At 65.9% G+C, this 20,959-nt stretch carries 20 protein-coding genes; 9 read left to right on the top strand and 11 right to left on the bottom strand.

Annotated elements, in window-relative coordinates; translation table 11 throughout:
* Positions 1-31 precede the first annotated feature (31 nt).
* Positions 32-1,615 carry an alpha-amylase family glycosyl hydrolase gene (locus WOC76_RS24005; RefSeq protein WP_341431641.1) on the top strand — a complete coding sequence of 528 codons (1,584 nt, stop codon included), beginning with the start codon at positions 32-34 and terminating at the stop codon, positions 1,613-1,615.
* Here WOC76_RS24005 and WOC76_RS24010 read toward each other — a convergent pair.
* A complete protein-coding gene (locus tag WOC76_RS24010) occupies positions 1,596-3,767 on the bottom strand; it encodes a glycoside hydrolase family 3 N-terminal domain-containing protein (protein ID WP_341387372.1) in 2,172 nt (723 codons plus the stop codon). The genes WOC76_RS24005 and WOC76_RS24010 overlap by 20 nt on opposite strands.
* Here WOC76_RS24010 and WOC76_RS24015 point away from each other — a divergent pair.
* Together WOC76_RS24015 and WOC76_RS24020 are read left to right on the top strand one after the other, a co-directional pair.
* Positions 3,766-4,017: a hypothetical protein gene (locus WOC76_RS24015; protein WP_341387371.1), complete on the top strand. Its 252-nt coding sequence runs from the start codon at positions 3,766-3,768 to the stop codon at positions 4,015-4,017. The two genes, WOC76_RS24010 and WOC76_RS24015, sit on opposite strands and share 2 nt — an antisense overlap.
* Entirely contained in the window at positions 3,999-5,789 is a 1,791-nt protein-coding gene (locus WOC76_RS24020) for an ABC transporter ATP-binding protein/permease (protein WP_341387370.1), read from the top strand. The genes WOC76_RS24015 and WOC76_RS24020 overlap by 19 nt, the downstream gene beginning before the upstream one ends.
* On the opposite strand, the gene WOC76_RS24025 is transcribed toward WOC76_RS24020, so the two are convergent.
* From WOC76_RS24025 to acsA, 6 genes are read right to left on the bottom strand one after another with little or no spacing between them, the layout of a single operon-like run.
* Positions 5,781-6,599: an ROK family protein gene (locus WOC76_RS24025; RefSeq protein ID WP_341387369.1), complete on the bottom strand. Its 819-nt coding sequence runs from the start codon at positions 6,597-6,599 to the stop codon at positions 5,781-5,783. The genes WOC76_RS24020 and WOC76_RS24025 overlap by 9 nt on opposite strands.
* A 9-nt stretch (positions 6,600-6,608) precedes the next feature.
* Complete coding sequence (locus WOC76_RS24030) at positions 6,609-6,872, bottom strand: acyl carrier protein (RefSeq protein WP_341387368.1); 264 nt, start codon at positions 6,870-6,872, stop codon at positions 6,609-6,611.
* Positions 6,869-8,035: a dihydrolipoamide acetyltransferase family protein gene (locus WOC76_RS24035; protein WP_341387367.1), complete on the bottom strand. Its 1,167-nt coding sequence runs from the start codon at positions 8,033-8,035 to the stop codon at positions 6,869-6,871. Before WOC76_RS24035 ends, WOC76_RS24030 begins: the two co-directional genes overlap by 4 nt.
* Positions 8,032-9,027 carry an alpha-ketoacid dehydrogenase subunit beta gene (locus WOC76_RS24040; protein WP_341387366.1) on the bottom strand — a complete coding sequence of 332 codons (996 nt, stop codon included), beginning with the start codon at positions 9,025-9,027 and terminating at the stop codon, positions 8,032-8,034. The genes WOC76_RS24035 and WOC76_RS24040 overlap by 4 nt, the downstream gene beginning before the upstream one ends.
* Positions 9,024-10,010 carry a pyruvate dehydrogenase (acetyl-transferring) E1 component subunit alpha gene (pdhA, locus tag WOC76_RS24045; RefSeq protein ID WP_341387365.1) on the bottom strand — a complete coding sequence of 329 codons (987 nt, stop codon included), beginning with the start codon at positions 10,008-10,010 and terminating at the stop codon, positions 9,024-9,026. The genes WOC76_RS24040 and pdhA overlap by 4 nt, the downstream gene beginning before the upstream one ends.
* Positions 10,007-11,788 carry an acetate--CoA ligase gene (gene acsA / locus WOC76_RS24050; RefSeq protein WP_341387364.1) on the bottom strand — a complete coding sequence of 594 codons (1,782 nt, stop codon included), beginning with the start codon at positions 11,786-11,788 and terminating at the stop codon, positions 10,007-10,009. The genes pdhA and acsA overlap by 4 nt, the downstream gene beginning before the upstream one ends.
* Before the next feature lie 224 nt (positions 11,789-12,012).
* Between acsA and WOC76_RS24055 the strand changes: the two genes are divergently transcribed.
* Both WOC76_RS24055 and WOC76_RS24060 read left to right on the top strand, forming a co-directional pair.
* Positions 12,013-12,228, top strand: coding sequence for a hypothetical protein (locus WOC76_RS24055; RefSeq protein WP_341387363.1), 216 nt, complete (start codon positions 12,013-12,015; stop codon positions 12,226-12,228).
* A gap of 150 nt (positions 12,229-12,378) precedes the next feature.
* Positions 12,379-12,900 (top strand): SagB/ThcOx family dehydrogenase, encoded by a 522-nt coding sequence (locus WOC76_RS24060; protein WP_341387362.1) that lies wholly within the window; start codon positions 12,379-12,381, stop codon positions 12,898-12,900.
* A gap of 234 nt (positions 12,901-13,134) precedes the next feature.
* Here WOC76_RS24060 and WOC76_RS24065 read toward each other — a convergent pair whose 3' ends face one another.
* The 4 genes from WOC76_RS24065 to repA all read right to left on the bottom strand — a co-directional run bounded on the left by WOC76_RS24065 (position 13,135) and on the right by repA (position 17,509).
* Positions 13,135-13,554 carry a DUF1403 family protein gene (locus WOC76_RS24065; protein ID WP_341387361.1) on the bottom strand — a complete coding sequence of 140 codons (420 nt, stop codon included), beginning with the start codon at positions 13,552-13,554 and terminating at the stop codon, positions 13,135-13,137.
* 199 nt (positions 13,555-13,753) lie between these two features.
* Positions 13,754-15,070 carry a plasmid replication protein RepC gene (gene repC / locus WOC76_RS24070; protein WP_341431642.1) on the bottom strand — a complete coding sequence of 439 codons (1,317 nt, stop codon included), beginning with the start codon at positions 15,068-15,070 and terminating at the stop codon, positions 13,754-13,756.
* A gap of 187 nt (positions 15,071-15,257) precedes the next feature.
* A complete protein-coding gene (repB, locus tag WOC76_RS24075; RefSeq protein ID WP_341387360.1) occupies positions 15,258-16,298 on the bottom strand; it encodes a plasmid partitioning protein RepB in 1,041 nt (346 codons plus the stop codon).
* The gene (repA, locus tag WOC76_RS24080) at positions 16,295-17,509 is read right to left on the bottom strand and encodes a plasmid partitioning protein RepA (protein ID WP_341387359.1); all 1,215 of its coding nucleotides are present in this window, start codon (positions 17,507-17,509) and stop codon (positions 16,295-16,297) included. The genes repB and repA overlap by 4 nt, the downstream gene beginning before the upstream one ends.
* 404 nt (positions 17,510-17,913) lie before the next feature.
* Here repA and WOC76_RS24085 point away from each other — a divergent pair, with 404 nt between their 5' ends.
* The 4 genes from WOC76_RS24085 (at position 17,914) to WOC76_RS24100 (ending at position 20,944) form a co-directional block, all read left to right on the top strand.
* Positions 17,914-18,450: a hypothetical protein gene (locus WOC76_RS24085; protein WP_341387358.1), complete on the top strand. Its 537-nt coding sequence runs from the start codon at positions 17,914-17,916 to the stop codon at positions 18,448-18,450.
* Positions 18,451-18,493: 43 nt separating this feature from the next.
* Complete coding sequence (locus WOC76_RS24090; protein ID WP_341431643.1) at positions 18,494-20,044, top strand: alpha/beta hydrolase; 1,551 nt, start codon at positions 18,494-18,496, stop codon at positions 20,042-20,044.
* Between the two features lie 68 nt (positions 20,045-20,112).
* Complete coding sequence (locus WOC76_RS24095) at positions 20,113-20,388, top strand: hypothetical protein (protein ID WP_341387356.1); 276 nt, start codon at positions 20,113-20,115, stop codon at positions 20,386-20,388.
* Between the two features lie 379 nt (positions 20,389-20,767).
* Positions 20,768-20,944: a hypothetical protein gene (locus tag WOC76_RS24100; protein WP_341387355.1), complete on the top strand. Its 177-nt coding sequence runs from the start codon at positions 20,768-20,770 to the stop codon at positions 20,942-20,944.
* Positions 20,945-20,959: the final 15 nt, after the last annotated feature.

Consider the following 20,959-nt stretch of genomic DNA (forward strand, 5'->3'; position numbering starts at 1 on the left):
ACCGTCAGATGTCGCTAGGATGGAAACGCTCATGGTCTGGTGGAAAAAGGCGGTCATCTACCACATCTATCCGCGCTCTTTCCAGGACTCGGACGACGATGGGGTCGGCGACCTCAAGGGCGTTCGTGATCGCCTCAACTATCTGGTCTGGCTCGGCGTCGACGCGATCTGGCTCTCGCCGTTTTACAAATCGCCAATGAAGGACTTTGGCTACGACGTCTCGGATTACTGCGACGTCGACCCGCTCTTTGGAGCGATCGACTGTTTCGACGCCCTGCTGACAGAGGCGCATGCGCGGGGGCTCAGAGTGATCCTCGATTTCGTTCCAAACCATAGCTCCAATCAGCATCCGTGGTTTCTGTCGAGCCGGCGATCGCGGGACGACCCGAAGAGAGACTGGTATATCTGGCGCGATCCGGCTCCCGGCGGCGGGCCGCCGAACAATTGGGTCAGCCATTTCGGCGGCAGCGGCTGGACCTTCGACGAAGAAACGCAACAATATTATTATCACGCTTTTCTCGAAGAGCAGCCGGACCTGAATTGGCGTAATCTTGAAGTTCGCAATGCGATGCACAACGTGCTTCGCTTCTGGCTTAAGCGCGGCGTCGACGGATTTCGCATCGACGTCGCATCGCATCTCGTTAAGGATGCAGCTTTCCGGGACAACCCGCCAAATCCAAACTATGACGGGCGCGGTCCGGACATTCAGCGGCTGATGCAGACCTATTCCTCGGATCGGCCGGAAGTGCAGGAGATCATCGCCGGCCTGCGACATGTTGTCGACGAATTCGGCGGCGATCGGCTTCTCATCGGCGAATTGTATCTCTCTCTCGACAGGCTTGTGCGCTATTACGGCGAGGGCCTTCGGGGGCTGCATCTTCCGTTCAATTTCCAGCTCCTCGACGCGCGCTGGTCGGCCGATGACATCCGTCGTGTCATCGAAAAATATGAAGCGGCCTTGCCTGAAGGCGCATGGCCGAACTGGGTGCTGAGCAATCACGACCGGCCGCGCGTCGCCGTGCGCGTAGGCGAGGCGCAGACGCCGATCGCCGCAATGTTGGTCTTGACGCTGCGCGGAACGCCGACGCTCTATTACGGCGACGAGATCGGCCTCGGGAACGTGCCTGTTCCGCCCGAGAGAACAAGGGACACATGGGCGCTTCGCGAGTCTGGTCCCGATGTGGGACGCGATCCGTCACGAACGCCAATGCAATGGGACGAAGGCCCCTTTGCGGGCTTTTCCGGCCGGGAGCCCTGGCTTCCGTTGTCGCCCGATCACAGCAGCCGCAATGTCTCCGTCATGCGCGACGACGAGCGCTCGATTCTTCTGCTGGTAAGAGAACTGTTGCATTACCGACGCGGACATGAGGCGCTCGAACGGGGCGCATGGCGCCCCTTGCGGTCTGACGACGACGTCCTCGCTTACGAACGCGTCTTCGGCGACGAACGGATCGCGATCTTGCTCAATTTCTCCAACGAGCCGCGTTGCGTCGAAGGGCTCGGACTCGACTCTGCGGAGATTGCCCTCTCGACCCACGCGGATCGCAAGGGCGAGCGCGCGGGAGAGGTTGTAACGCTTCGACCCGACGAGGGACTCATCCTGGAACGTCCGTAATCGCGTCCGACGGGCGATCTGCGGCGAGCGTGGGGCCACGCAGCCGAATCCGGGTTTCGAGCGCCGATCTGCTGTCTGCGTCGAGACCAACCCTCACGTCGAAGTCGCCGGCTTCGACGACAGGCTCGAGGGTTCTGTCGAGAAACTGGAAATGGCTGCGGTCGAGCAGGAAGGAAACGGTGCGGGCTTCACCGGGAGCGAGCGCAACCTTGGCCCATTCCTTCAGTTCCATCACAGGGCGCGCGACGCTGGCGACGGCGTCGTGAAGGAAAAGAAAGATCGTCGCCTCTGTCGCGACCTTTCCGTCATTCGAGGCCTCGACCTCTATTCTGACAGGCGCGTCATCGAATTCTTCCGGCGTCGCGCGCAGATTCTTCAGGCTGACGCTCGCGAAGGACAGGCCGTATCCGAAATGGAAAAGCGGATCGTTGGGCAAATCGAGATATTTGCTGGTGAAGGGATCCGTCGATTGCGGCGGCCGGCCGGTCGATCGCTGCGCGTAATGAAGGGGGATTTGGCCGACGTCGCGCGGCCAGGTGACGGCGAGGCGTCCGCTCGGATTGAAACGCCCGAGCAAGACATCGGCAATGGCGTCGCCGGTCCGATCGCCGAGCTGCCAGCTCGCCACGACCGCCGCCGCCCGTTCGATCAGATCGGCAATCATCAGAGGCCGGCCGGAAGACAACACCAGGACGACAGGCGGCCCGGCGCTCAGGGCGGCCTCGGCAAGTTCGCGCTGGCGGCCGGGAAGACCCGGCATGGCGCGGCTTGCGGCTTCTCCGCTCATGCCGGCTGATTCCCCGAGGCAGAGCACGATAGCGTCGGCCGTTTCGCACAAGGCGCGGGCGGCGCCGATCCCGCTCGCGTCGCCGCCATCGATATCGACGCCCCTGTGATGCAAGACGTCTCCCTGCGTCCAGGTGGCTCGCAACGCGTCGAGCGTCGTGACGGCTTTCGCCGGATCGCCCGCCGCCGACCACGGGCCCAGCATCTCCGCTCGCGCATCGGCAAGCGGTCCGACGACCGCGAGACGGCGGATGTTTGCGTCGAGCGGAAGCGCGTCCCGGTTCATCAGGAGAACGATGGATCGTCGCGCGGCGTCCAGCGCCAGTTCACTCCATGTCTTGCGAGGCGCGCGCGCCGGGGCGAGCCGCAAATAGGGATCGTCGAGCAGGCCGAGCTTTTCCTTGAGCGCGAGAACCCTGCGCGCGGCGGCGTCTATGTCGGCCTCGGCGACGAGGCCGCGCGACAGAGCCTCTGGCAGGCGCAGATAACATCCGCTCACCATGTCCATATCGACGCCCGCCTTCAGCGCAAGCGCCGCCGCCTCCACCTCGTCGGCCGCGACGCCATGTTCGACGAGTTCGGCGATCGCGGTGTAATCGCTGACCACGACTCCGTCGAAGCCGCGCTTCTCCCGCAGCCATCCGGTGACGAGCGCGCCATGCGCCGTCAGGGGGATGCCTGCGAGACTGTTGAAGGCGGGCATGACGGCGGCGCAGCCGGCCGCGACGGCCGCCGCAAAAGGCGGCAGATAGGTTTCGTGAAGCTCGCGGTCCGACATGTCGATCGCCGCGTAATCGCGTCCCGCCTGCGCGGCGCCGCCCCCGCAGAAATGCTTGGCGGTCGCGGCGAGCGCGACGCTGCTCGACAGTCCGGCGCCCTGAAAGCCGCGTATTTTCGCTTGCGCGAATTTTGCTCCGACCAGCGGGTCTTCGCCGGGCCCCTCGACGATGCGTCCCCAGCGCGAGTCGCGGCAGATGTCGAGCATGGGGGCAAAGGTCAAGTCGATCCCTTCGCTTGCGGCCTCCTCGGCGGCGGCGCGAGCCGTTTCCTCCCATAGAAGCGGATCGAAAGCGCCGGCCTCGGCGAGCGGAGACGGGAAGATCGTTTTGAAGCCGTGCAGCACGTCGAGCCCGAAGAAGAGCGGGACGCCGAGACGGCTTTCCTCGACAGCGGCCCTCTGCAGGACCGCCACGGGCTCGCGCCCCCAGATATTGAAGACGCCGCCGACAGTGCCGGCGCGCACATTCGCCATGACGTCGCCCGACCCCGACGGGCCGGTGACGACCTGCCCGGCGGTCACCAGATTGAGCTGGCCCACCTTCTCCTGAAGAGTCATCTTCGATAGCAGCCAGTCGACCCTGCCCATGCCGAAATCCGGTCAGTTTGTTCCCCTCTTTGACGAAGGGAATGAGAGCGCCGAAATTGTCGCGCCTCCCCAAGCGCGCGTTTTCGGAAAGACGCCGGCGAAAATCATAGCCAATCGCGACGACGCGAGCGAAGCGCCATGTCAGGCGCGCTATTTTTTCTCATTGCCGCAGTGGCCCCGGCGCTGCAATGATGACGATTGTTTTGCAAAGCTTCAAGAAATGCCGGAACAATGGACGACACTCCCATGACGCCGCAATCGGACGACGCCCATCTGACCACGGGGGCTTCCGTAAGCGCCAGTAGCGTCTCATCGCGGTTCGCGGCATTGATCCGCATGATCCGCGCGTCGGGCGAGGGCGCCAGGCTGCTCTGGCTCGTCGCGGCGCTCGTCGCGGTCGTCGGCGCGACGGCCTATGCGCAGATCCGTCTCAATGCGTGGAACGAGCCGTTTTTCGACGCCATCAACCGCAGGGACATTCCGGCCTTCGGCTTTCAGCTCGGCGTCTATGCGATCATCGCGGGGACGCTCCTTGTCCTCAACGTCAGCCAGACCTGGCTCAATTTGATGATGAAACTCAAATTGCGCGAGATCGTGTCGCGCGACCTGTTCGAGCAGTGGCTGTCGCCGCGGCGGGCTTTCATGATCGCCAACGCAGGACAGATCGGGATCAATCCCGATCAGCGCATTCACGAGGACGCGCGCCGTTTGACCGAGCTCTCCACCGATCTCGGCGTCGGGCTTTTTCAGGCGACCTTGCTGCTCGTCAGCTTCATCGGCGTGCTCTGGTCGCTCTCAGCTGGCGTCAGCTTCACTGTCGAGGGGTCGAGCTTCGTCGTTCCCGGCTATATGGTGTGGTCCGCGCTTCTCTACGCCGGTCTTGCGTCGCTGGCGAGCTGGCGCGTGGGCAAGCCTCTCGTCGATCTCAACGCCGAGCATTATGCGCGCGAATCCGACATGCGCTTCTCTCTCGTGCGGGTGAACCAGAATTGCGATGGCGTCGCCGTCTATCGCGGCGAAGCACAGGAGCGCGGCCGTCTCGACCTCGAATTCGACCGGCTTCTCGACGTCCTGCGGCGGCTCGTTGGCGCAACGACGCGGCTCGCGTGGGTGACCTCGGGTTATGGCTGGTTCACGATCGTCGCGCCGGTCATCGTCGCGGCGCCCGCCTATTTCGCCGGGAATCTGACCTTCGGCGGATTGCTGATGGCGGTCGGCGCCTTCACGCAGGTCCAGCAGTCGCTGCGCTGGTTTGTCGATAACGCCAGTCTGATCGCCGACTGGAAAGCGACGCTTCTGCGCGTGAGCGAATTCCGGCGCGCCCTGACCGAGATTGATCGCGTCGAGAGAGACCTGCAGCGAATCGAGATCGTCGAAACAGGCGACCGCATCGTTCTCGACGACGTGAACGTGCTGCTTCCCCCGGGGCGCAGCAGCGTGAGCGCGCGGCGCCTCGAAATCTCTCGAGGCGAGCGCGTCGTGATCGTCGGCGGGCCGAGTTCAGGCAAGACCAGCCTTTTTCGCGCCTTGGCGGGACTGTGGCCCTGGGGAACCGGCCATGTCGAACTCCCGGCCGAAGGCGTCATGTTCATGCCGAAGCATCCCTATCTTCCGGGCGGCTCGCTGCGCGACATTCTCGCCTATCCCTATCCGCCAGATAAGTTCGGCGACGCCGATTTTCGCGCGGCTCTCAACGCGATGGGCCTGCCGCACCTCGTCTCCGCGCTCGACACGGCGGCGCCCTGGGAAAAGGAGCTGAGTGACCCCGAACAGCAGGGACTGGCCTTCGCGCGGCTCCTGCTTCACGGACCGCGCTGGGTGGTAATCGACACGGCGCTCGACACCTTGTCCCCGCAAACGCGCCGCGCACTGTTCGATGCCTTGCGCAAAGAGTTGCCGCAGACGTCCGTGCTCGCGATCAGCGGCGTGGAGCAAACATATGATTTCTTCGACCGCCTGATCAGCCTGAGTCTTCGCCCTGAAAACGACGGCGCCGAGGGACGGTCGGCGACTTCAGTCTAAGGGTCCCCTCAGACGAACAAGCCCGCCCCACAGCCCGCCAAGGTCGCCGAGAGCGGCGCGCCGCAGTTCTGGGAGGACTGGATTCTTGCGTTTGACAGCTGCGAGGCGCGCTTCGATGCGATCGAGACGAATGCCCACGTCGCCCATCATGGAGCCGCCGAGGACGATTCTCTCGGGAGACCAGTAGGCGATCGTATTGTGCACTCCAATCGCGACGATCTCGGCCAATTCCTCCCAAACCGGATGGTCTTCGCCGAGCGAGGCGGGCGGCGCGCCGAAGCGGTCTTCAATCGCCCGGCCTGAAACAAGCGCCTCCAGGGTGCGGGCGCTCGCGTCACGGCCCATGAGCTGTTCGCCAATCTCAAATCCGAACGCCGCGCGGTCGAGCGCGCCGTCGACGATGCGCGCGCCATTCACCCCCGTCGAGATCGTCACATAGGCGACGATGGCGGCGCCTCTTCCGGCCCCGACCGTCGCCTCGCCGAGACCGACCAGAGCCGTGTCGTTTTCCATGATCACGGCCGCGCCCAGCGCCGATTCGAGATCATCCGCGAGAGCGGCGCCGCTCCAGTCCGGGAGATTGGGCGCATTGACGATCCGGCGCTTGTCTCGCGAGAGAACGCCGGGCGCGCCCACCGCGACGCCGCGCGGCGTTCCGCCCGCGATTCTTTTCACCGCGTCGACCAGCGCGCCGAGCCCCTCCCGATAAGCAGGCGGCGTGTGAAAAATATCTACAGAGGCGAGCGCGTCGGCGCCATCGGCGCGACCGATACGCGTTTTCGTTCCGCCGATGTCGAAAGCGATGAGCATGGGCGCGCCTCAACCACCGGAATCCGGCTGGCCGAGCGCCTTCTCGACATAGGCGATGGCGCCGCCGATCGTGAAAAGCTTGCGGTAGTCGACCTCCGGAATATTCACCCCTGTACGCTTGTGTATCGCAACCACCAGATTGGCGAAATCCATGGAGTCGAGGTCGAAGGCCTCGCGAATGTCCGCGTCGTCGGCGACGGACGACGGATCGGCCTCCGGCGCGATGTCGCTGATCAGTTGGAGAAGAAGCGATCTTATTTCATCACTGGTCACAATTTTTCGGGCTCCTGCAAAAGACGCGCAACCTCGGCGAGATAGAGTCCGCCAAGATGGCCGTCGGTCACGCGATGATCGGCGGCGAGGCTCACCGTCACGAGAGGGCGCGGCGCGATCCCTTCCTCGACGACAAAGGGGCGCGTGACGATGCGCCCAAAGCCGACGATCGCCACCTGGGGCGGGTAGATGATGCCTGTCACCGTCTCCGCGCCACGATCGCCGACGCTCGTCACGGTCATTGTGGGAGACGTAAGCTCCGACGCCCGCAAGCCGCCGCGCCTTGCGCGTTCGACCAGATCGCGCATCGACGACATGAGGTCGGCAAGCGATTTTTTGTCCGTGTCCCTGATCGCCGGCGCCACCAGCCCGCCGCCGCGAAGCGCCACGGCCCAGCCGATGTGAATCTCGCTCATGGGGACGAAGGCGCCGCTCTCGTAAAACCCGTTCAGTTTCGGCTGCGCGCGCAGCGCGAGGGCGGCGGCCTTGAGAAAAAGCACGGCCGGCAGGATGCGCGCGAGCGGCTCCCGGTCGCGATTGAAGTTCTCTAGCCAGGTGAGCGCGGCGTGAAGATCGACCGTTTCGCTGAGATAGTAATGGGGAATCTCGCGCTTCGAGCGACTCATCGCGGCGGCGATGGCCTTGCGCATTTCCGACAGATCAACGCCGCGCCTGATCGACGGCGCGCTGGCTGGAAGGGCGCGGGCCGCCGCCTCCACATCCGCGAGCCGGATCGCCCCCTCGGCGCCCGTGCCGCGCAGCGTCGTCACGTCGATGTTCAGCGCCGCGGCGCGACGGCGGGCGACAGGCGTGATCTTCAGGCGCGCGCCTGTCGCGATGGTTGGCCTTGCGACAGGAATCGGCGCCGCCACGACTTGCGGCGTCGTCGATCGCGCGGCCGCCGCGGCGGGCTGCGCAGTCTCGCCCGCCGCGCCGTCGATCCGCGCGAGGACGGTTCCGACCGGGACGCGCGCGCCGACGGGAACCAGTATGTTCGAGACGACGCCCTCGACGAAGACTTCGACTTCGATCGCGCCCTTCTGCGTCTCGACGACGGCGATGACGTCGCCCGACTTCACGCGATCGCCCTGCTTCACATGCCATTCAACGAGCGTGCCGGCCTCCATGTCGGCGCCGAGCGCCGGCATCTTGAAGTCACTCATGTCGGCCGCACGAGGTCGCGCGCGGCGGCGACGATGGCGTCTCGCTGCGGCAGGCAGGCGTCTTCGAGATGCGCGGCGTAGGGCATGGGAACTTCGCGCCCGCACACGCGCCTGAGCGGCGCGTCCAGTTCGAAGAAGGCCCCTTCGACGATGCGCATGCCGATTTCCGCCGAGATGGAGCCGCTGCGCCACGCTTCGTCGATAATGACGCACCGCCGCGTCTTGCTAACCGACGCCAGAATCGCGTCGGAATCGAGCGGCCGCAGCGTGCGCAGATCGAGCACTTCGGCCTCGATCCCCTCCTTCGCCAGCGTCTCGGCGGCGTCGAGCGTTTTGAACAGGCCGCCGCCGTAAGTGATGAGACTGACGTCGCGCCCCGGGCGGCGGATCGCGGCATGGTCGATGTCGACGGAGGTCACGCCGGGCGTCAGAACGCCCTCCATATTGTAAAGCATCACGTGCTCGAAAATGAGCGTCGGATTGGGCTCGACGAGCGCGGCGAGGAGCATGTAGCGCGCGTCATCGATCGTCGCCGGCGTCAGCACGCGCAAGCCGGGAATATGCGCATACCATCCTTCCAAACTATGCGAATGCTGCGCGGCGACCCGGCGCCCGCCGCCCGTCGCCATGCGGATCACGAGGGGGACAGCGAATTGGCCCCCGGACATATAGGGAATCGTCACGGCGCTGTTGACGATCTGATCCAGCGCCAGAAGGCTGAAATTCACCGTCATGATCTCGATGATCGGCCGCATCCCCGTCATCGCCGCGCCGATGCCGGCGCCGACGAAGGCGCTCTCCGAAAGCGGGGCGTCCCGGATCCGCTCGTCGCCGAATTCTTCGAGAAGCCCCTTGGTCACCGCATAGCAGCCGCCGTAACGGCCGATGTCCTCGCCCATGAGAAAGACGCGGGAGTCTTCCACAAGCGCCTGACGCAGCGCCTGTTTGCAGGCTTCGCGATAGGTGATCGCGAGGGGAGCAGACTCGCTCACGTGGGAATCTCCGTCATTGTCACGAAACGCTCGACCTCCGCGACGGACTCGAGCGCGCCCGCTTCGGCGAAGACGACGGCGGCGGCGATCTCGGCCTCGACTTTCGTCTCGATCGCTTGAACCTCTTCCGGCCTGATCAGGTGATTGCTTTCGAGCCAGCCCTGAAAGCGCAGGATCGGGCCTTTCTTTCGCCAGGCTTCGATCTCTTCCTTCGAGCGATAGAGTTGCGCGTCGAACATCGAATGCGCCCGAAAGCGGTAGGTGCGGCATTCCAGAAAATACGGATCGCTCGTGGCGCGGACCCTTTCCACGGCGCGCCGAGCCGCGCTTTCGACGGCGACGACGTCCATGCCGTCGACCCGCTCGCCCTCGATCCTGTAGCCGCTGGCCTTGTGCACGAAATCCGTGTCCGCCTCCGCGCGCTCGACCGCCGTGCCCATCGAATAGAGATTGTTCTCGCAAACGAACAGAATGGGCAGCCGCCACAGCTTCGCTAGATTGAGCGTCTCGTGGAATTCTCCCTCGTCCACGGCGCCTTCGCCGAAGAAGCAGGCCGTCACGGCGGCGCGCTTCGACAATTCGTCGGAGAGCGCGACGCCCAGCGCCAGCGGCAATCCGCCGCCGACGATGGCGTTGCCGCCGTAGAAACGATGCGCCCGGTCGAAAAAATGCATCGAGCCGCCGCGCCCGCGGCAGCATCCGTTGAGCTTGCCCATCATCTCCGCCATCAGGCAGCCGGCGTCGACGCCGCGGGCGAGCGCCTGACCATGTTCGCGATAGGTCGCGATGATGGAATCTTGCGGCGTCAGCGCCTCCATGATCCCTACCGACACCGCCTCCTCGCCGTCGTAGAGATGCAGGAACCCCAGGATTTTCTGCGCCTGATAGAGCTCGACGCATTTTGCCTCGAAACGACGGATGCGGATCATCGCCTCGAGGATCCGCAACAGATGCGCATGATCGAGATGTACCTTTTCCGTCATCGCTCGTCGCTCTCCAGGGTCGACAGGTCGCCCTCCGGCAGGCCGAGTTCGCGCGCTTTCAGAAGGCGCCGCATGATCTTGCCGCTGCGCGTCTTCGGCAGATTGACGCGAAACTCGATCTCCTTCGGCGCGACAGCCGCGCCGAGACGTTTGCGCGCATGTCCCAGCAACTCCTTGCGCAGGGACTCATCCGCCGCGAAGCCTTGTTTCAAGGCGACGAACGCCTTGACGATCTCGCCCGCGACCGGGTCCGGCTTGCCGATCACCGCCGCCTCGGCCACGGCTTCATGCTCCATCAATACGCTTTCGACCTCGAAAGGCCCGATCAGATGACCGGACGATTTGATCACGTCGTCGGCGCGGCCCACGAACCAGAAATAGCCGTCGGCGTCGATGCGGGCGAGATCCCCCGTGAGATACCAGTCGCCCACGAAACATTTGCGGTAGCGCTCTTCTTCATGAAGATAGCCGCGCATCATGGAAGGCCAGCCGAGCCTGAGCGCGAGCTCGCCCTCCTTCTCCGGCGTATCGACGATGTCGACGCTTCCGTCCGGCTTGCGCAAGGCGATGCGCGCCTCGACGCCCGGCAGCGGGCGTCCCATGGAGCCGGGCTTGATGTCCATGACCGCGAAATTTCCGATCATGATGCCGCCCGTTTCCGTCTGCCACCAATTGTCGTGAAAGGGCAGGCCCAGGGCCTGCGCGCCCCAGACCACGGCTTCCGGATTGAGCGGCTCGCCGACGCTGGCCGCGAAGCGCAGAGACGAAAGGTCGAAACCATGAAGCGCTTCTTCACCCGCTTTCATCATCATGCGGATGGCGGTCGGCGCCGTATACCAGACGGTGACCTTCTCTTCGGCAAGAACGCCATACCAGCTTTGCGCGTCGAACTCGGCCTCGACCACAATATTGGTCACGCCATGCACGAGCGGCGCGATGACGCCATAGCTCATGCCCGTCACCCATCCCGGGTCCGCCGTGCACCAGAAGCGATCGCCCTCATGGAGATCGAGCGCGAAAAATCCGGTCGCGTAATGCGTCACCACGGCGTCGTGCACATGCAGGACGCCTTTCGGCCGGCCGGTCGTCCCGCTGGTGAAATGGAGAAGCGCGACGTCTTCCGGATCGGTGGGCGGTATGTCGAAAACGGTCGCCGCCCCGCGCATCAGCTCGCGCCAGGACAGCACGCCCTCGCCACCTGTCTCGGCGTCGACGAGAATGACGTGTTCGAGCTTTGGCAGGCGCGGACGCAAGGCTTCGATCTTGCGCCGGTAGAGCGCCTGCGTGGTGACGAGGACGCGCGCCTCGCCGATCTCCATGCGCGTGGCGATCGGCTCGGGACCGAAGGCCGAGAACAACGGCGAAACGACGCATTTGGCCTTCAGCGCGCCGAGAATGGCGATGTAAAGTTCAGGAATGCGCCCGAGCAGAACGAAGACCGCGTCTCCCGCGCCGACGCCCAGAGATCGCAGGGCGTTGGCGAAGCCGCTCGTCGATTGCGCAAGTTCGGCGTAGGTATAGTTTCGACGTTCGCCGAACTTGCCAATCCATCTTATTGCAATCTTGTCCTTCCTGTCGCCGCCTGCATGGCGATCGACGGATTCGAAGGCGATGTTCAACCCGCCGGCATTCGGAAGACCCGTCAATTTTGCGCGCGCCGTCTCCCAGCAAAATTGCGCGCGCGCTGCGTCGTAGTCGGCGAGATTGGGGGCCGTCGCGAGCGAGGCCGCATCCTTGTGGATGCTGGCGTAGCGCAGGCCGTCACTCGGCAGCCCCATCTTGCCTCTCGATCCCGGCGCACATCAAAGCCGCTTCCTCATGTGATTATTGTGTGATCTGCCGGCCTGGCGATCAAGCTAATTTCGGCCGAGCGTCACCTCGGCCTTATATACTTTTCGCGATCCCTTCCGGCCGCGTACCTTTCACGCAGGTTGCGTTGTCTGACGCGTCGGCCCAATCTGGTTGTCGATCATATTCGCAATCATGCGCGGGACGTGAAGCGATGACAGAGCAACCGCAAGGCCGCTACAGGACGCAAGGCGAGGAGGGAAAGCCGAACACGGTTTTCGTGGAGGTGGGAAGAATCGGTCTCGAAGTTTCCGAGCAGGAATACCGCGATCGCGGCTATGAACCGGCGTTCGATACGCTTCCCTGGAAGATCAATTATTGTCCTGTCGACGAGAAATGCGACAAGCATTCGGCACGCCGGAGAGATTGAGAGTGCAAAGACGGAGAAGCCGCCGCTATGAGCACTTTGACAAAACTGGCGCTAGGCATGATGGGGCGTCTGCGTCCAAAGCCGGCGCGAGGCGACGCTTCGGAGACCATCATATTGCCGGAGCCACAAAAGGAAGGCGGCATTCCTTTGATGGAGGCGATCTCCAAGCGCCGATCCGACCGCGAGTTCGCAAGCCAGGAATTGCCGCTGCCGTTGCTGGCAAATTTGCTCTGGGCCGCCTACGGCGTGAACCGGCCGGATGGACATCGGACTGCTCCATCGGCGCTCGACGCCCAGGAGATCGACGTTTATGTCGCGCTGCCGTCCGGCGCTTACCTTTATAACGCCACGGCGCATCAGCTCGAGCTGATCGCTTCCAGCGATCTGAGAAGCATTACCGGCTACCAGGATTTCGTCGACGAGGCGGCCCTGGACCTGGTTTTTGTCGCCGATTACAGCCGCATGAAACTCGTGCCAGTCGCTCTTCGCGAGAGTTACGCGTCCGTCGCGGCCGGCGCGATTTCGCAGAATGTTTATCTATTCGCCGCGGGCAATGGGCTTTCAACCGTGATCCGAGCCTGGATCGACCGGGAGGCGATCGCCAACGCCTTAGGGCTGAGCCACGACCACGAGGTGCTGCTGTCGCAAACGGTCGGTTATCCTAGGGGATAAGCCCATGGTTGATAGCTCAAGATCAAGTTAATCCGGGGCTTTTGGGGTTACGTAATCAAAAGGAGTCTGAGCGCGCCTTTGACCAAGCGTCCTTTAACAGCGGGTGCGAAAATTTCAGCGTCTGTGGAGGGGAAGCAGAGTTTCATCGCCGCGGCGCTAACCCATGCGGCCGCGGTGAGCTGATCGGGCGCCGTGGCCACCATTTCGCGAGGGCGCCGGCATCGATTGCCTCGTTTAGTCCAAGAAGCCCCGCCGCGCGCAAGATCGCCGCATCGAGTCGCCCGCCCTGCGGCGCATAGAGACGAAAGACACGATGCAGCCGCCCGGCCGGGCTGGTCTCGCCGCTGCCTGCAAGATGCTCGGCGCCGCGCAGGAGTCAGCGGCGCGCAGCGCGAAGCGCTGGCGCAAACAGCCAGCGAAGACCGGCCCGGCGCCGTCCGGCCCGCTGCGCAGCATCGCATCGAACAGCGCGAGGCCGGCGCCCGTCGGAAAAGCTGCCGCGCCAGGATCGTTGCTTTGCGACCGCGTCCAGCGTGGAAGCGGTTGAATTTCAGACCCTTGCGTCGCTAATGCCGCCGCGCCGCGACGTGCGCGGGAGGAGCGTTTCGCGGCGGAAACGAGCATGAACGCGAAGGTCGAATCAAGCGCATGCATGGGAAGAATCGGCGGCGCTTTGTCACGGAGTTTCGGGACCAATGCGCCGGGCCCGTCGCCCTGTCTGGATGTCCGATAATGTGCGCTTATCGGACATTGCGGCGCGCGCGCCGAAACGCCCGCCTTTCCGGGCTAAGCCGCGCGCTTTGGGACCGCCCACGGTCCGCCGAGGCGTCGGATTTTCTGGCGCGCGTCGCCCTCACCCTGCCCTCCTGCGTTCCCGCCCCGCCTTGCCGCGCAGCAGCGCCATCAGCAGCGGCCCGAGCGAAAACTCCCCTGCCCGCGCCTTTGCGGTCAATGCGCGCAAATAACCGCCGGGACTCGAAATATCCGGCCCACGCTGGAGAATGGCCGCGACGGCGGCCGCCGCGTCGTCGGCGCCCAGAACCTCGCGGGCCTGAGCCCAGGCGTCGGGCGAGACGCCGAGCGCCGCGCGCGCGACCTCGGCGGCGTCTTGCAGATCGCGCCAGCGCGAAATCCCCCCCGGCGCGAAATCGGAAATGTCGGGACAGGCGGAGAGCACCATGCCGAGCGGAAAGGCCCGGCCCCGCCCCGTTGTCTCCGCTTCGGCCGGCATGGAGTCGAAATCGGGCTCCAACTTCGCTCCCGACTCGGGCTCCGGGTCGGGAGCGTGCGTCGCGGATTTGGTTTCGAGCGCCGCGGCCCCGACGCATCGCAGGCGTGGTTCAGAATCGAAAGCATTTGTGATTTGATTCTGTATATGGCGCTCGTTATGGGACTCATTGGCGCTCATATTTTGGCGCGAAACGAAGGATTCCAGCAGCTTGCGGGCCGCTTCGGCGAGAGTGGCGAGAGCCGCCCCCCGCGACGCGGTCTGTTCCGCCGTCAGCAGCCGCAGGGGCTCCGCGACGAGCTGCGCGAGCTGCTGGCTCAGCCCCGCCCAATCGCCCGGAACCCCCTCGGTCAGGCCGGTCTCGATCATCTTGGCGACGTCCCGGCGCAGCAGCGTGATTTTTTCGCGCGCCAGCGCGCGGGCGCGGGCCTCGGCGCGCGCCTCGCCGGCCAGGCGCTCGATCTCGGCGGCGCGCATGACGAGCGGCGTCAGATCGAAGCCGAAGGCCTCGGCGACGTCGCCATCCGCGCCGCGCCGGGCGAAGCGCTTGCCATTGGCCGAGTCGCGCCGCAGGATCAGCCCCGCCTCGATGAGCGCCGCGAGGTGACGGCGCAGCGTCGCCGGCGCCATTCCATGGGCGCGCAGCGACAATTCCCGGTTCGAGGGAAAGACGGTGAGCGCCGCCCGCGCCGCATCCTCGCGCGGCGGCGGGGTCAGCGCCGTTTCCGGATGGAAGCTCAATAGCGCATAGAGCACGGAAAGCGTCCGGTCGCCGACGCCGAGCCGCGCCTTCGCCTCGGTCGCCGCGCGAAACAGCCGCCATTTGTGCGTCACCGCGGGGGCCTCCCCCGCCGCCTGCACAAAGGCCTTCGCCGCCGCCTGGCTCGCCACGACGGCGAGCGACAACGGCCGCCGCCCGAAGGGCGTCGTCGCCTCGTTCATGATGTGTCGCCCTCGATTGGGCAAAAGAAATCCGCTCGCCGAAACAGGCGCCACGCTTGACAAATTTTGCGGAAGTCGCGATTCTCTCAGTTGCGACACATCGAGAAGGGCTTCCGGGCGGAGACGTTTCGGGGGCCTTTTTCTTTTGCGCTCTCTTCCTTCTGCTGGTTTCGACAAACCGACGGCGCTAGTCGCGCCGGCGGAATTCCTCGTAGAGCGCGGCGAGCCGCGCGGCGACGAAATCGGCGAAGTCGGGCGCCGTCTTCTCGTCGAATCTCAGAAGCGTCGCCGCGCCGTCGCGCTTGACCCGCGCCAGCGCCGCGCCATCCGCGCCGCGGATCGTCTCGGGGGCGGGACGCGGGGCCGGCGCCATGGCCGCGGCCAGCGCCCGCACGAACCGCGCGTCCGTATCGGCCTCGGGATCGAGTCCGACCAGCGCGGTTTCGACGCGCCGCGCCGCCTCTCGGCTCTTCATCAGTTCGGACAGCTGCATCCAGCGCCGCCGCCCGGCGCGCGGGGCGGGGCCGATGGCGCGCACGATCGTCTCGGGCAGGGCGCGCGCCGTGGCGATCATCTTGGAAAGTTCGGTCTTGTCGGTGGAAAGCGCCGCCATGATCGCCGGCCGGTCATAGCCCGAGGCCTCCAGGGCGCGCGCGAAGAGCGCCCGCTCGATGAAGGAGAGATCGCGCCGCGCCGAATTCTCGACGCCCTGCGCGATGACGAGCTCCCGATCGTCGAGCCGCCGCACCACGGCGCGCGCCTTGAGGCCGAGCTCCCGCGCCGCGCGCAGCCGGCGATGGCCATAGACGGCCTGGTAGCGGCCCTCCGCGTCGGGATGCGGCCGCACCAGGATCGGCACGCTCTGGCCATGGGCGCGAATCGATTCCTTCAGCGCCTCGAAATCAGGGCCGGCCGCCTCGTCGAGCCGGTCGCGGATGAAGGCGGGCTCGATCGTTTCGGGATCGAGATCGACGATCGCCGCGCCGGTCGCCATGGCGGCGCGCAGGGCGCGGGATTCTTCCTCGATCCGGTCGAGGGTGAGGCTCATCGCCCGCACGGCGCCGGCGGGCGCGCGGGGCCGGGGAGGGGGAGCAGCAGGTGAAGGGGCGCCGCTGGAGTTGGCCGCGGCCAACTCGCCCCCCGACGCCGGCGCCTCCGGGTTGGCCGCGGCCAACCGGCCGGGCGGCTCGCTTCCCAGAAGATTGGTCAAAAGATTGCGGCGGCTCATGACGGCCTCCCCCAGGCGGAAAGGATCAGGCCGAGAATTTCGCTGTTCACGGCCTCGAGCGATTCGATGGCGCGGTCGTAGGTGGCGCGGCCGACGGCGCTGCGCTCCAGTTCGTAGAGCGATTGCTTGGAGAGCCCCGCATCGGCGATGGCGGTGGATTTCCACACCGTCGCGGCGAGCACTTCGTCGCCGAAGAGGCCGCGCAGCAGCGCGACGATCTGCGATTGCGGCCCGTCATGCGGCTCGTGGCGGGTCACGACATAGCGGATGAAATCATGGGTGAGGTCGCCCCCGGCCTTGCGCACCACGGCCATGAGGTCGGAGGCCATCAGCAGGAATTGCGACATGGACGCCACATCGACCATCTGCGGATGAATGGTGACGAGCAGGGCGGTCGCGGCGCAGAGCGCGCCGAGCGTGAGGTAGCCGAGCTGCGGCGGGCAGTCGATGACGACGATGTCGTAATTCTCGCCGACCTCGTCGAGCGCGCGGCCGAGCCGCTCGAAGAACATGCCGCCCTCGGGGCGCAGGCCGCGCGCGAGAGCCTGGGGCGTCTCGTGCTCGAACTCCATCAGTTCGAGATTGCCGGGCACGAGATCGAGTCCGTCGAAATAGGTCTTGCGCACCACCTCGCGCGCCGGCCGACGCCGGCCGTCGTAGCGGATCGCGCCATAGATCGTATCGCCCTCGCCGAGGTCGAATTCGGGCTGAAGGCCGAGCATGGCCGAGAGCGAGGCCTGCGGATCGAGATCGACGGCGAGCACGCGAAATCCCGAGAGGGCGAGATATTGGGCGAGATAGAGCGCCGTCGTCGTCTTGGCCGAACCGCCCTTGAAATTGGCGCAGGCGAGGATCTGCAATTTCTCGCCCGGGCGGCGCTGCGGCAGGATCTTCTGCGCCTCGCGCGGCTTGGCGCCGGCGATATGGACCCGCAGCTCGTTGATCTGCGCGAGCGTATAGGAGCGCCGCCCGGACGGCGTCGTCGCCGGCGTCGGCCCGACGCCGTCGAGCGACAATTGCCGCAGATAGCCGTCCGAGACATGCAAAAGCTTCGCCGCCTCGCCGGACGAGAAGGAGCGCAGCGCCTTCTGGCTGTCGGGCGGAAACAGCCGGGCGCCGAGCTTCTGCAATTGCTCGGACAGAAGGCGCGCATGAGCCGAAATGCGCGCATCCGATGTCACTATGTCTCGACGCAGAGAGGCCGCCGCCACGATATTTTTCTCCGATACGCTTTTCGCCCAGAAATGCAATTTGTTCCGTCAAGAACTCACGATTCGCCGATTCCGGCAAGCGGTTTATCCTTAACGGCCGTCAACCATACGGCCAATTCGGGGGGTGGGGAAAAACTGGCCGAGGCCAGCAAACGCAAGGGGATGCGCCCACCGGGAGCACAGCGGGATGCGGCGCGCGGCGCGCCTCGACCGAGCTTTGACTCAGGGGAAACGATCGGACAAGATCGCCTCGACCGGGGGCGTGTCATGGAACGCGAGCGATCCGCCGGGACGATCATCCCGCCGCCGCCCTGTCCCGTTCCGGGGCGGCCCCTCGATGATTTTTCAAGGAAGCCGGCGCCGACATGCAAGAGAAACCGCAAGAGAGCCCCCAAGAGCGTCCCATGGCCTCCCAACCGCAGCGGGCGGGGTCGTCCGGCGGACTCCTGGCCTGGTTCGCCCCGCGTCTGCCCTATCTGGTCGTGCTGATCCTGGCGTTGCTGGGCGTCGCCTATACGAGCATGTCGGGGCGGCCGCTCTATGGCTATTGGGAGTTCCTCGCCGTCGCCATCGGCCTCGTCTGCGTCGCCGTCGGCTGGCGCCAGACCCGCGACAGGGCCGCCCGGCGGCGGCTCCTCGTCACCCAGTCCCTGCACTGGCTGGCGTTTCTGATCGCCATGACCATCCTGCTGCTGCCGTCCGTGAACACCTTCCTCAACGGGCCGGCGACGGGGCTCGCGCTCATGCTGCTGCTGGCGCTCGGAACCTTCGTGGCGGGCGTCCAGGTCTCCGCCGACATCGCCGCGCTCGGCGTCGTGCTGGCGCTCGCCGTGCCGGCGATGGCGTGGCTCAAGCAGACGGCGCTCCTGCTGGTCCTCGTGGGCCTGGTCATTTTCGGCTTTTCCGTCGCCTTTCGGCCCCACCGTGGCGGCCAGGCCTAGCGCGCCGGCGGCGGGCGGGCGCGGCGGGAGAGGCCTCGATCGAATGTGGACCCTGATCTCCAAGGCGGCCAGATGGTCGGCGGCGCTGCTCGCGCTGATGCTGGTCATTTTCCTCGGCGCGCGGATTTACCTTTCCGAGCGCGGCCCGCCGCTCGATCTGTGGCACCTCTACGCCCCCGCGGAATTTTCCGCCGAGGAGATCGAGGCGACCGACTGGGCGGGCTTTACGGCGAAAGAGGACGCGCTGTTTCGGTCGCTGGCCGAAAATGTCGGCCAGAAGCTCACGCCGCAGGAGCGCGTTCCGTTCAACCGCTATTTCGAGGAGAGCCCGGTCTGGCCGGGGCGGTTCGCGCGCGACTGGAACCGCTCCTATATCATGGAGCCCGCGGGGCCGCCCGCCGGGGCGGTCGTCCTGCTGCACGGGCTGACCGACTCTCCCTACAGCCTGCGGCGCATCGCCGCCCATTACCGCGACCGGGGCTTCGTCGCGGTCGGGATCAGGCTGCCCGGCCACGGGACGACGCCCGCCGCCCTGACCGAGGCCGACTGGCGGCAGTGGCTGGCGGCGACGAAACTCTCGGTCCGGGAGGCGCGACGGCGCGCCCCGGCGCCGCTGCCGCTCGACATCGTGGGCTTCTCGAACGGCGGCGCGCTTGCGATGAAATATGCGCTCGACGCCGCGGCCGATGGCGGGCTTGCGCAAGCGGACCGCCTGATCCTGGTTTCGCCCATGGTCGGCGTCACCCGTTTCGCGCGCTTCGCCGGCCTCGCCGGCCTTCCCGCCGCGCTTCCGGCCTTCGCCAAGGCGGCCTGGCTCGCCATCATGCCGGAATTCAATCCCTTCAAATATAATTCCTTCCCCGTGAACGGCGCGCGGCAGGCCTATCGGCTGACGGACGCGCTCAGCCGTCAGATGCGCGCGGCGGAGCGCGAGGGGACGCTGGGCCGGCTGCCGCCGGTCCTCACCTTCCAGTCCGTGATGGACGCCACGGTGAACACGCGCAGCGTCCTGACGGACCTTTACGATCATCTGCCCGAAAACGGCGGCGAGCTCGTGCTGTTCGACGTGAACCGGAACGAGAAGTTCGGCCCGCTGCTGCGCGCCTCCGCCGACGCCAGGCTTTCCGAGATCGCGCCGCCTCGGTCGAGGACATACCGCCTCGCGATCGTCGAAAACGCGGGGAAGGGGACGGACGAGGCGCAGGAGCGCGTCGTCGAGGCGGGCCAAACGGACGCGCGCACGCGCCGACTCGGGCTGTTCTATCCGAAGGGCGTGTTCTCGCTCTCGCATGTCGCGCTGCCCTTTCCCCTGACGGACGAGCTTTACGGACTGACGCCCGACGGGAGCGAGGATTTCGGCGTCACCCTCGGCGCGCTCGCCCCGCGCGGCGAGCGCGGCGCGCTCATCGTCAGCCTCGACGCGCTTTTGCGCATGTCGTCGAATCCGTTCTTTCCCTATCTGCTCGAGCGCATCGACGCCTTCACGGGCCTGCCCGCGGCGCCCGCGGAGAGCGAAACCCGGACGGCGCCGCCGCCCGCGCCGCCGCCGCCGGCGCGCAGCCGCGCGCCCAAAAGAAGCGGCCGGCAAACTTGACGGCAGGAGGGATTACGATCAGAGTCCGCCCGTCAATGACCAGATAAATTGATGGGAGGACTTCCAGAATGTCGAATGAAATTGAGGGCCGCGAAACGCTGTCGCGCCGTTCGTTCCTCACCGCGCTCTTTGCCGCCGCCGCCGCCGTCCCCTTGGTTTCTCTCGCCTCTTCGGACGCCGAGGCGCTCGAGTCCAACGAGCGGCAGTTCACCGGCTTCCGCCATAAGCCGCGCGTCAGCCGGCCGAGAAGCCCGACGCGCGGCTCGCGCCGCCATCGCCGCGTCGCGCGCGTGAGGCATACGGGACGCACGCAGGAGCGCCCGGACCAGCCGCAGCAGCAGTAAGCTTGTCCCAAGCCGGCCCCTCCCGCCATCAACGGTGGGAGGGACGGCCGCGGGGCAGCCCACAAAGGTAGCCCACAGAGGCAGCCCATTAGGGGCAAACATTGTTCGGCATGAGCGCGCCATGCGCGGCGCGCACGCCTCTTTCTGTTTCCGCTCCTCGCAAGGAGGGCCTGGAAACACACGTCAGAGCCCCGGCGCCGGCGCGCGCAATGCGCGCAGACTTCAGTCCGGCGGAGAATCGATCCCGAGCCTGACGCGCCGCCCCATTTATGCCCGTTTGCCCGATAGGATCGGGGCGTCGGCTGGAAACGCGCCAGCTTTGCGCCAGCCGACCGGGAGCCCATCAAAAAGGGCGAAACACCAAAAAGGGCGAAACACAATGAGCGAGCGGAGCGCGGCCCCTCTGGCCGTCGCCATTCTGGGCATGTCCCTGGCCGTGGTGAGTTACGGGATCAAGGATCAGAACCTCGGCGCCGTCGTCTATGGCTGCGGCCTCATCTCCGCCGGCCTCTCCCTGCTCCACTGGTTCCGAACGCCGCGGCCCCGACGCGGCTAGGGCGTCTCGCGGGCG

Source organism: Methylocystis sp. IM3 (genome assembly GCF_038070105.1).
Classification (GTDB): Bacteria; Pseudomonadota; Alphaproteobacteria; order Rhizobiales; family Beijerinckiaceae; genus Methylocystis.

Excerpts from the sequence above, each read along its gene's own strand:
- WOC76_RS24005 (WP_341431641.1), top strand. The coding sequence starts at position 32 with ATGGTCTGGTGGAAAAAGGCGGTCATCTACCACATCTATCCGCGCTCT.
- WOC76_RS24015 (WP_341387371.1), top strand. The coding sequence starts at position 3,766 with ATGCCGAAATCCGGTCAGTTTGTTCCCCTCTTTGACGAAGGGAATGAG.
- WOC76_RS24010 (WP_341387372.1), bottom strand. The coding sequence starts at position 3,767 with ATGGGCAGGGTCGACTGGCTGCTATCGAAGATGACTCTTCAGGAGAAG.
- WOC76_RS24020 (WP_341387370.1), top strand. The coding sequence starts at position 3,999 with ATGGACGACACTCCCATGACGCCGCAATCGGACGACGCCCATCTGACC.
- WOC76_RS24025 (WP_341387369.1), bottom strand. The coding sequence starts at position 6,599 with ATGCTCATCGCTTTCGACATCGGCGGAACGAAAACGCGTATCGGTCGC.
- WOC76_RS24035 (WP_341387367.1), bottom strand. The coding sequence starts at position 8,035 with ATGAGTGACTTCAAGATGCCGGCGCTCGGCGCCGACATGGAGGCCGGC.
- pdhA (WP_341387365.1), bottom strand. The coding sequence starts at position 10,010 with ATGACGGAAAAGGTACATCTCGATCATGCGCATCTGTTGCGGATCCTC.
- acsA (WP_341387364.1), bottom strand. The coding sequence starts at position 11,788 with ATGGGGCTGCCGAGTGACGGCCTGCGCTACGCCAGCATCCACAAGGAT.
- WOC76_RS24055 (WP_341387363.1), top strand. The coding sequence starts at position 12,013 with ATGACAGAGCAACCGCAAGGCCGCTACAGGACGCAAGGCGAGGAGGGA.
- WOC76_RS24060 (WP_341387362.1), top strand. The coding sequence starts at position 12,379 with ATGGAGGCGATCTCCAAGCGCCGATCCGACCGCGAGTTCGCAAGCCAG.
- WOC76_RS24065 (WP_341387361.1), bottom strand. The coding sequence starts at position 13,554 with ATGCATGCGCTTGATTCGACCTTCGCGTTCATGCTCGTTTCCGCCGCG.
- repC (WP_341431642.1), bottom strand. The coding sequence starts at position 15,070 with ATGAACGAGGCGACGACGCCCTTCGGGCGGCGGCCGTTGTCGCTCGCC.
- repB (WP_341387360.1), bottom strand. The coding sequence starts at position 16,298 with ATGAGCCGCCGCAATCTTTTGACCAATCTTCTGGGAAGCGAGCCGCCC.
- WOC76_RS24085 (WP_341387358.1), top strand. The coding sequence starts at position 17,914 with ATGGCCTCCCAACCGCAGCGGGCGGGGTCGTCCGGCGGACTCCTGGCC.
- WOC76_RS24090 (WP_341431643.1), top strand. The coding sequence starts at position 18,494 with ATGTGGACCCTGATCTCCAAGGCGGCCAGATGGTCGGCGGCGCTGCTC.
- WOC76_RS24095 (WP_341387356.1), top strand. The coding sequence starts at position 20,113 with ATGTCGAATGAAATTGAGGGCCGCGAAACGCTGTCGCGCCGTTCGTTC.
- WOC76_RS24100 (WP_341387355.1), top strand. The coding sequence starts at position 20,768 with ATGAGCGAGCGGAGCGCGGCCCCTCTGGCCGTCGCCATTCTGGGCATG.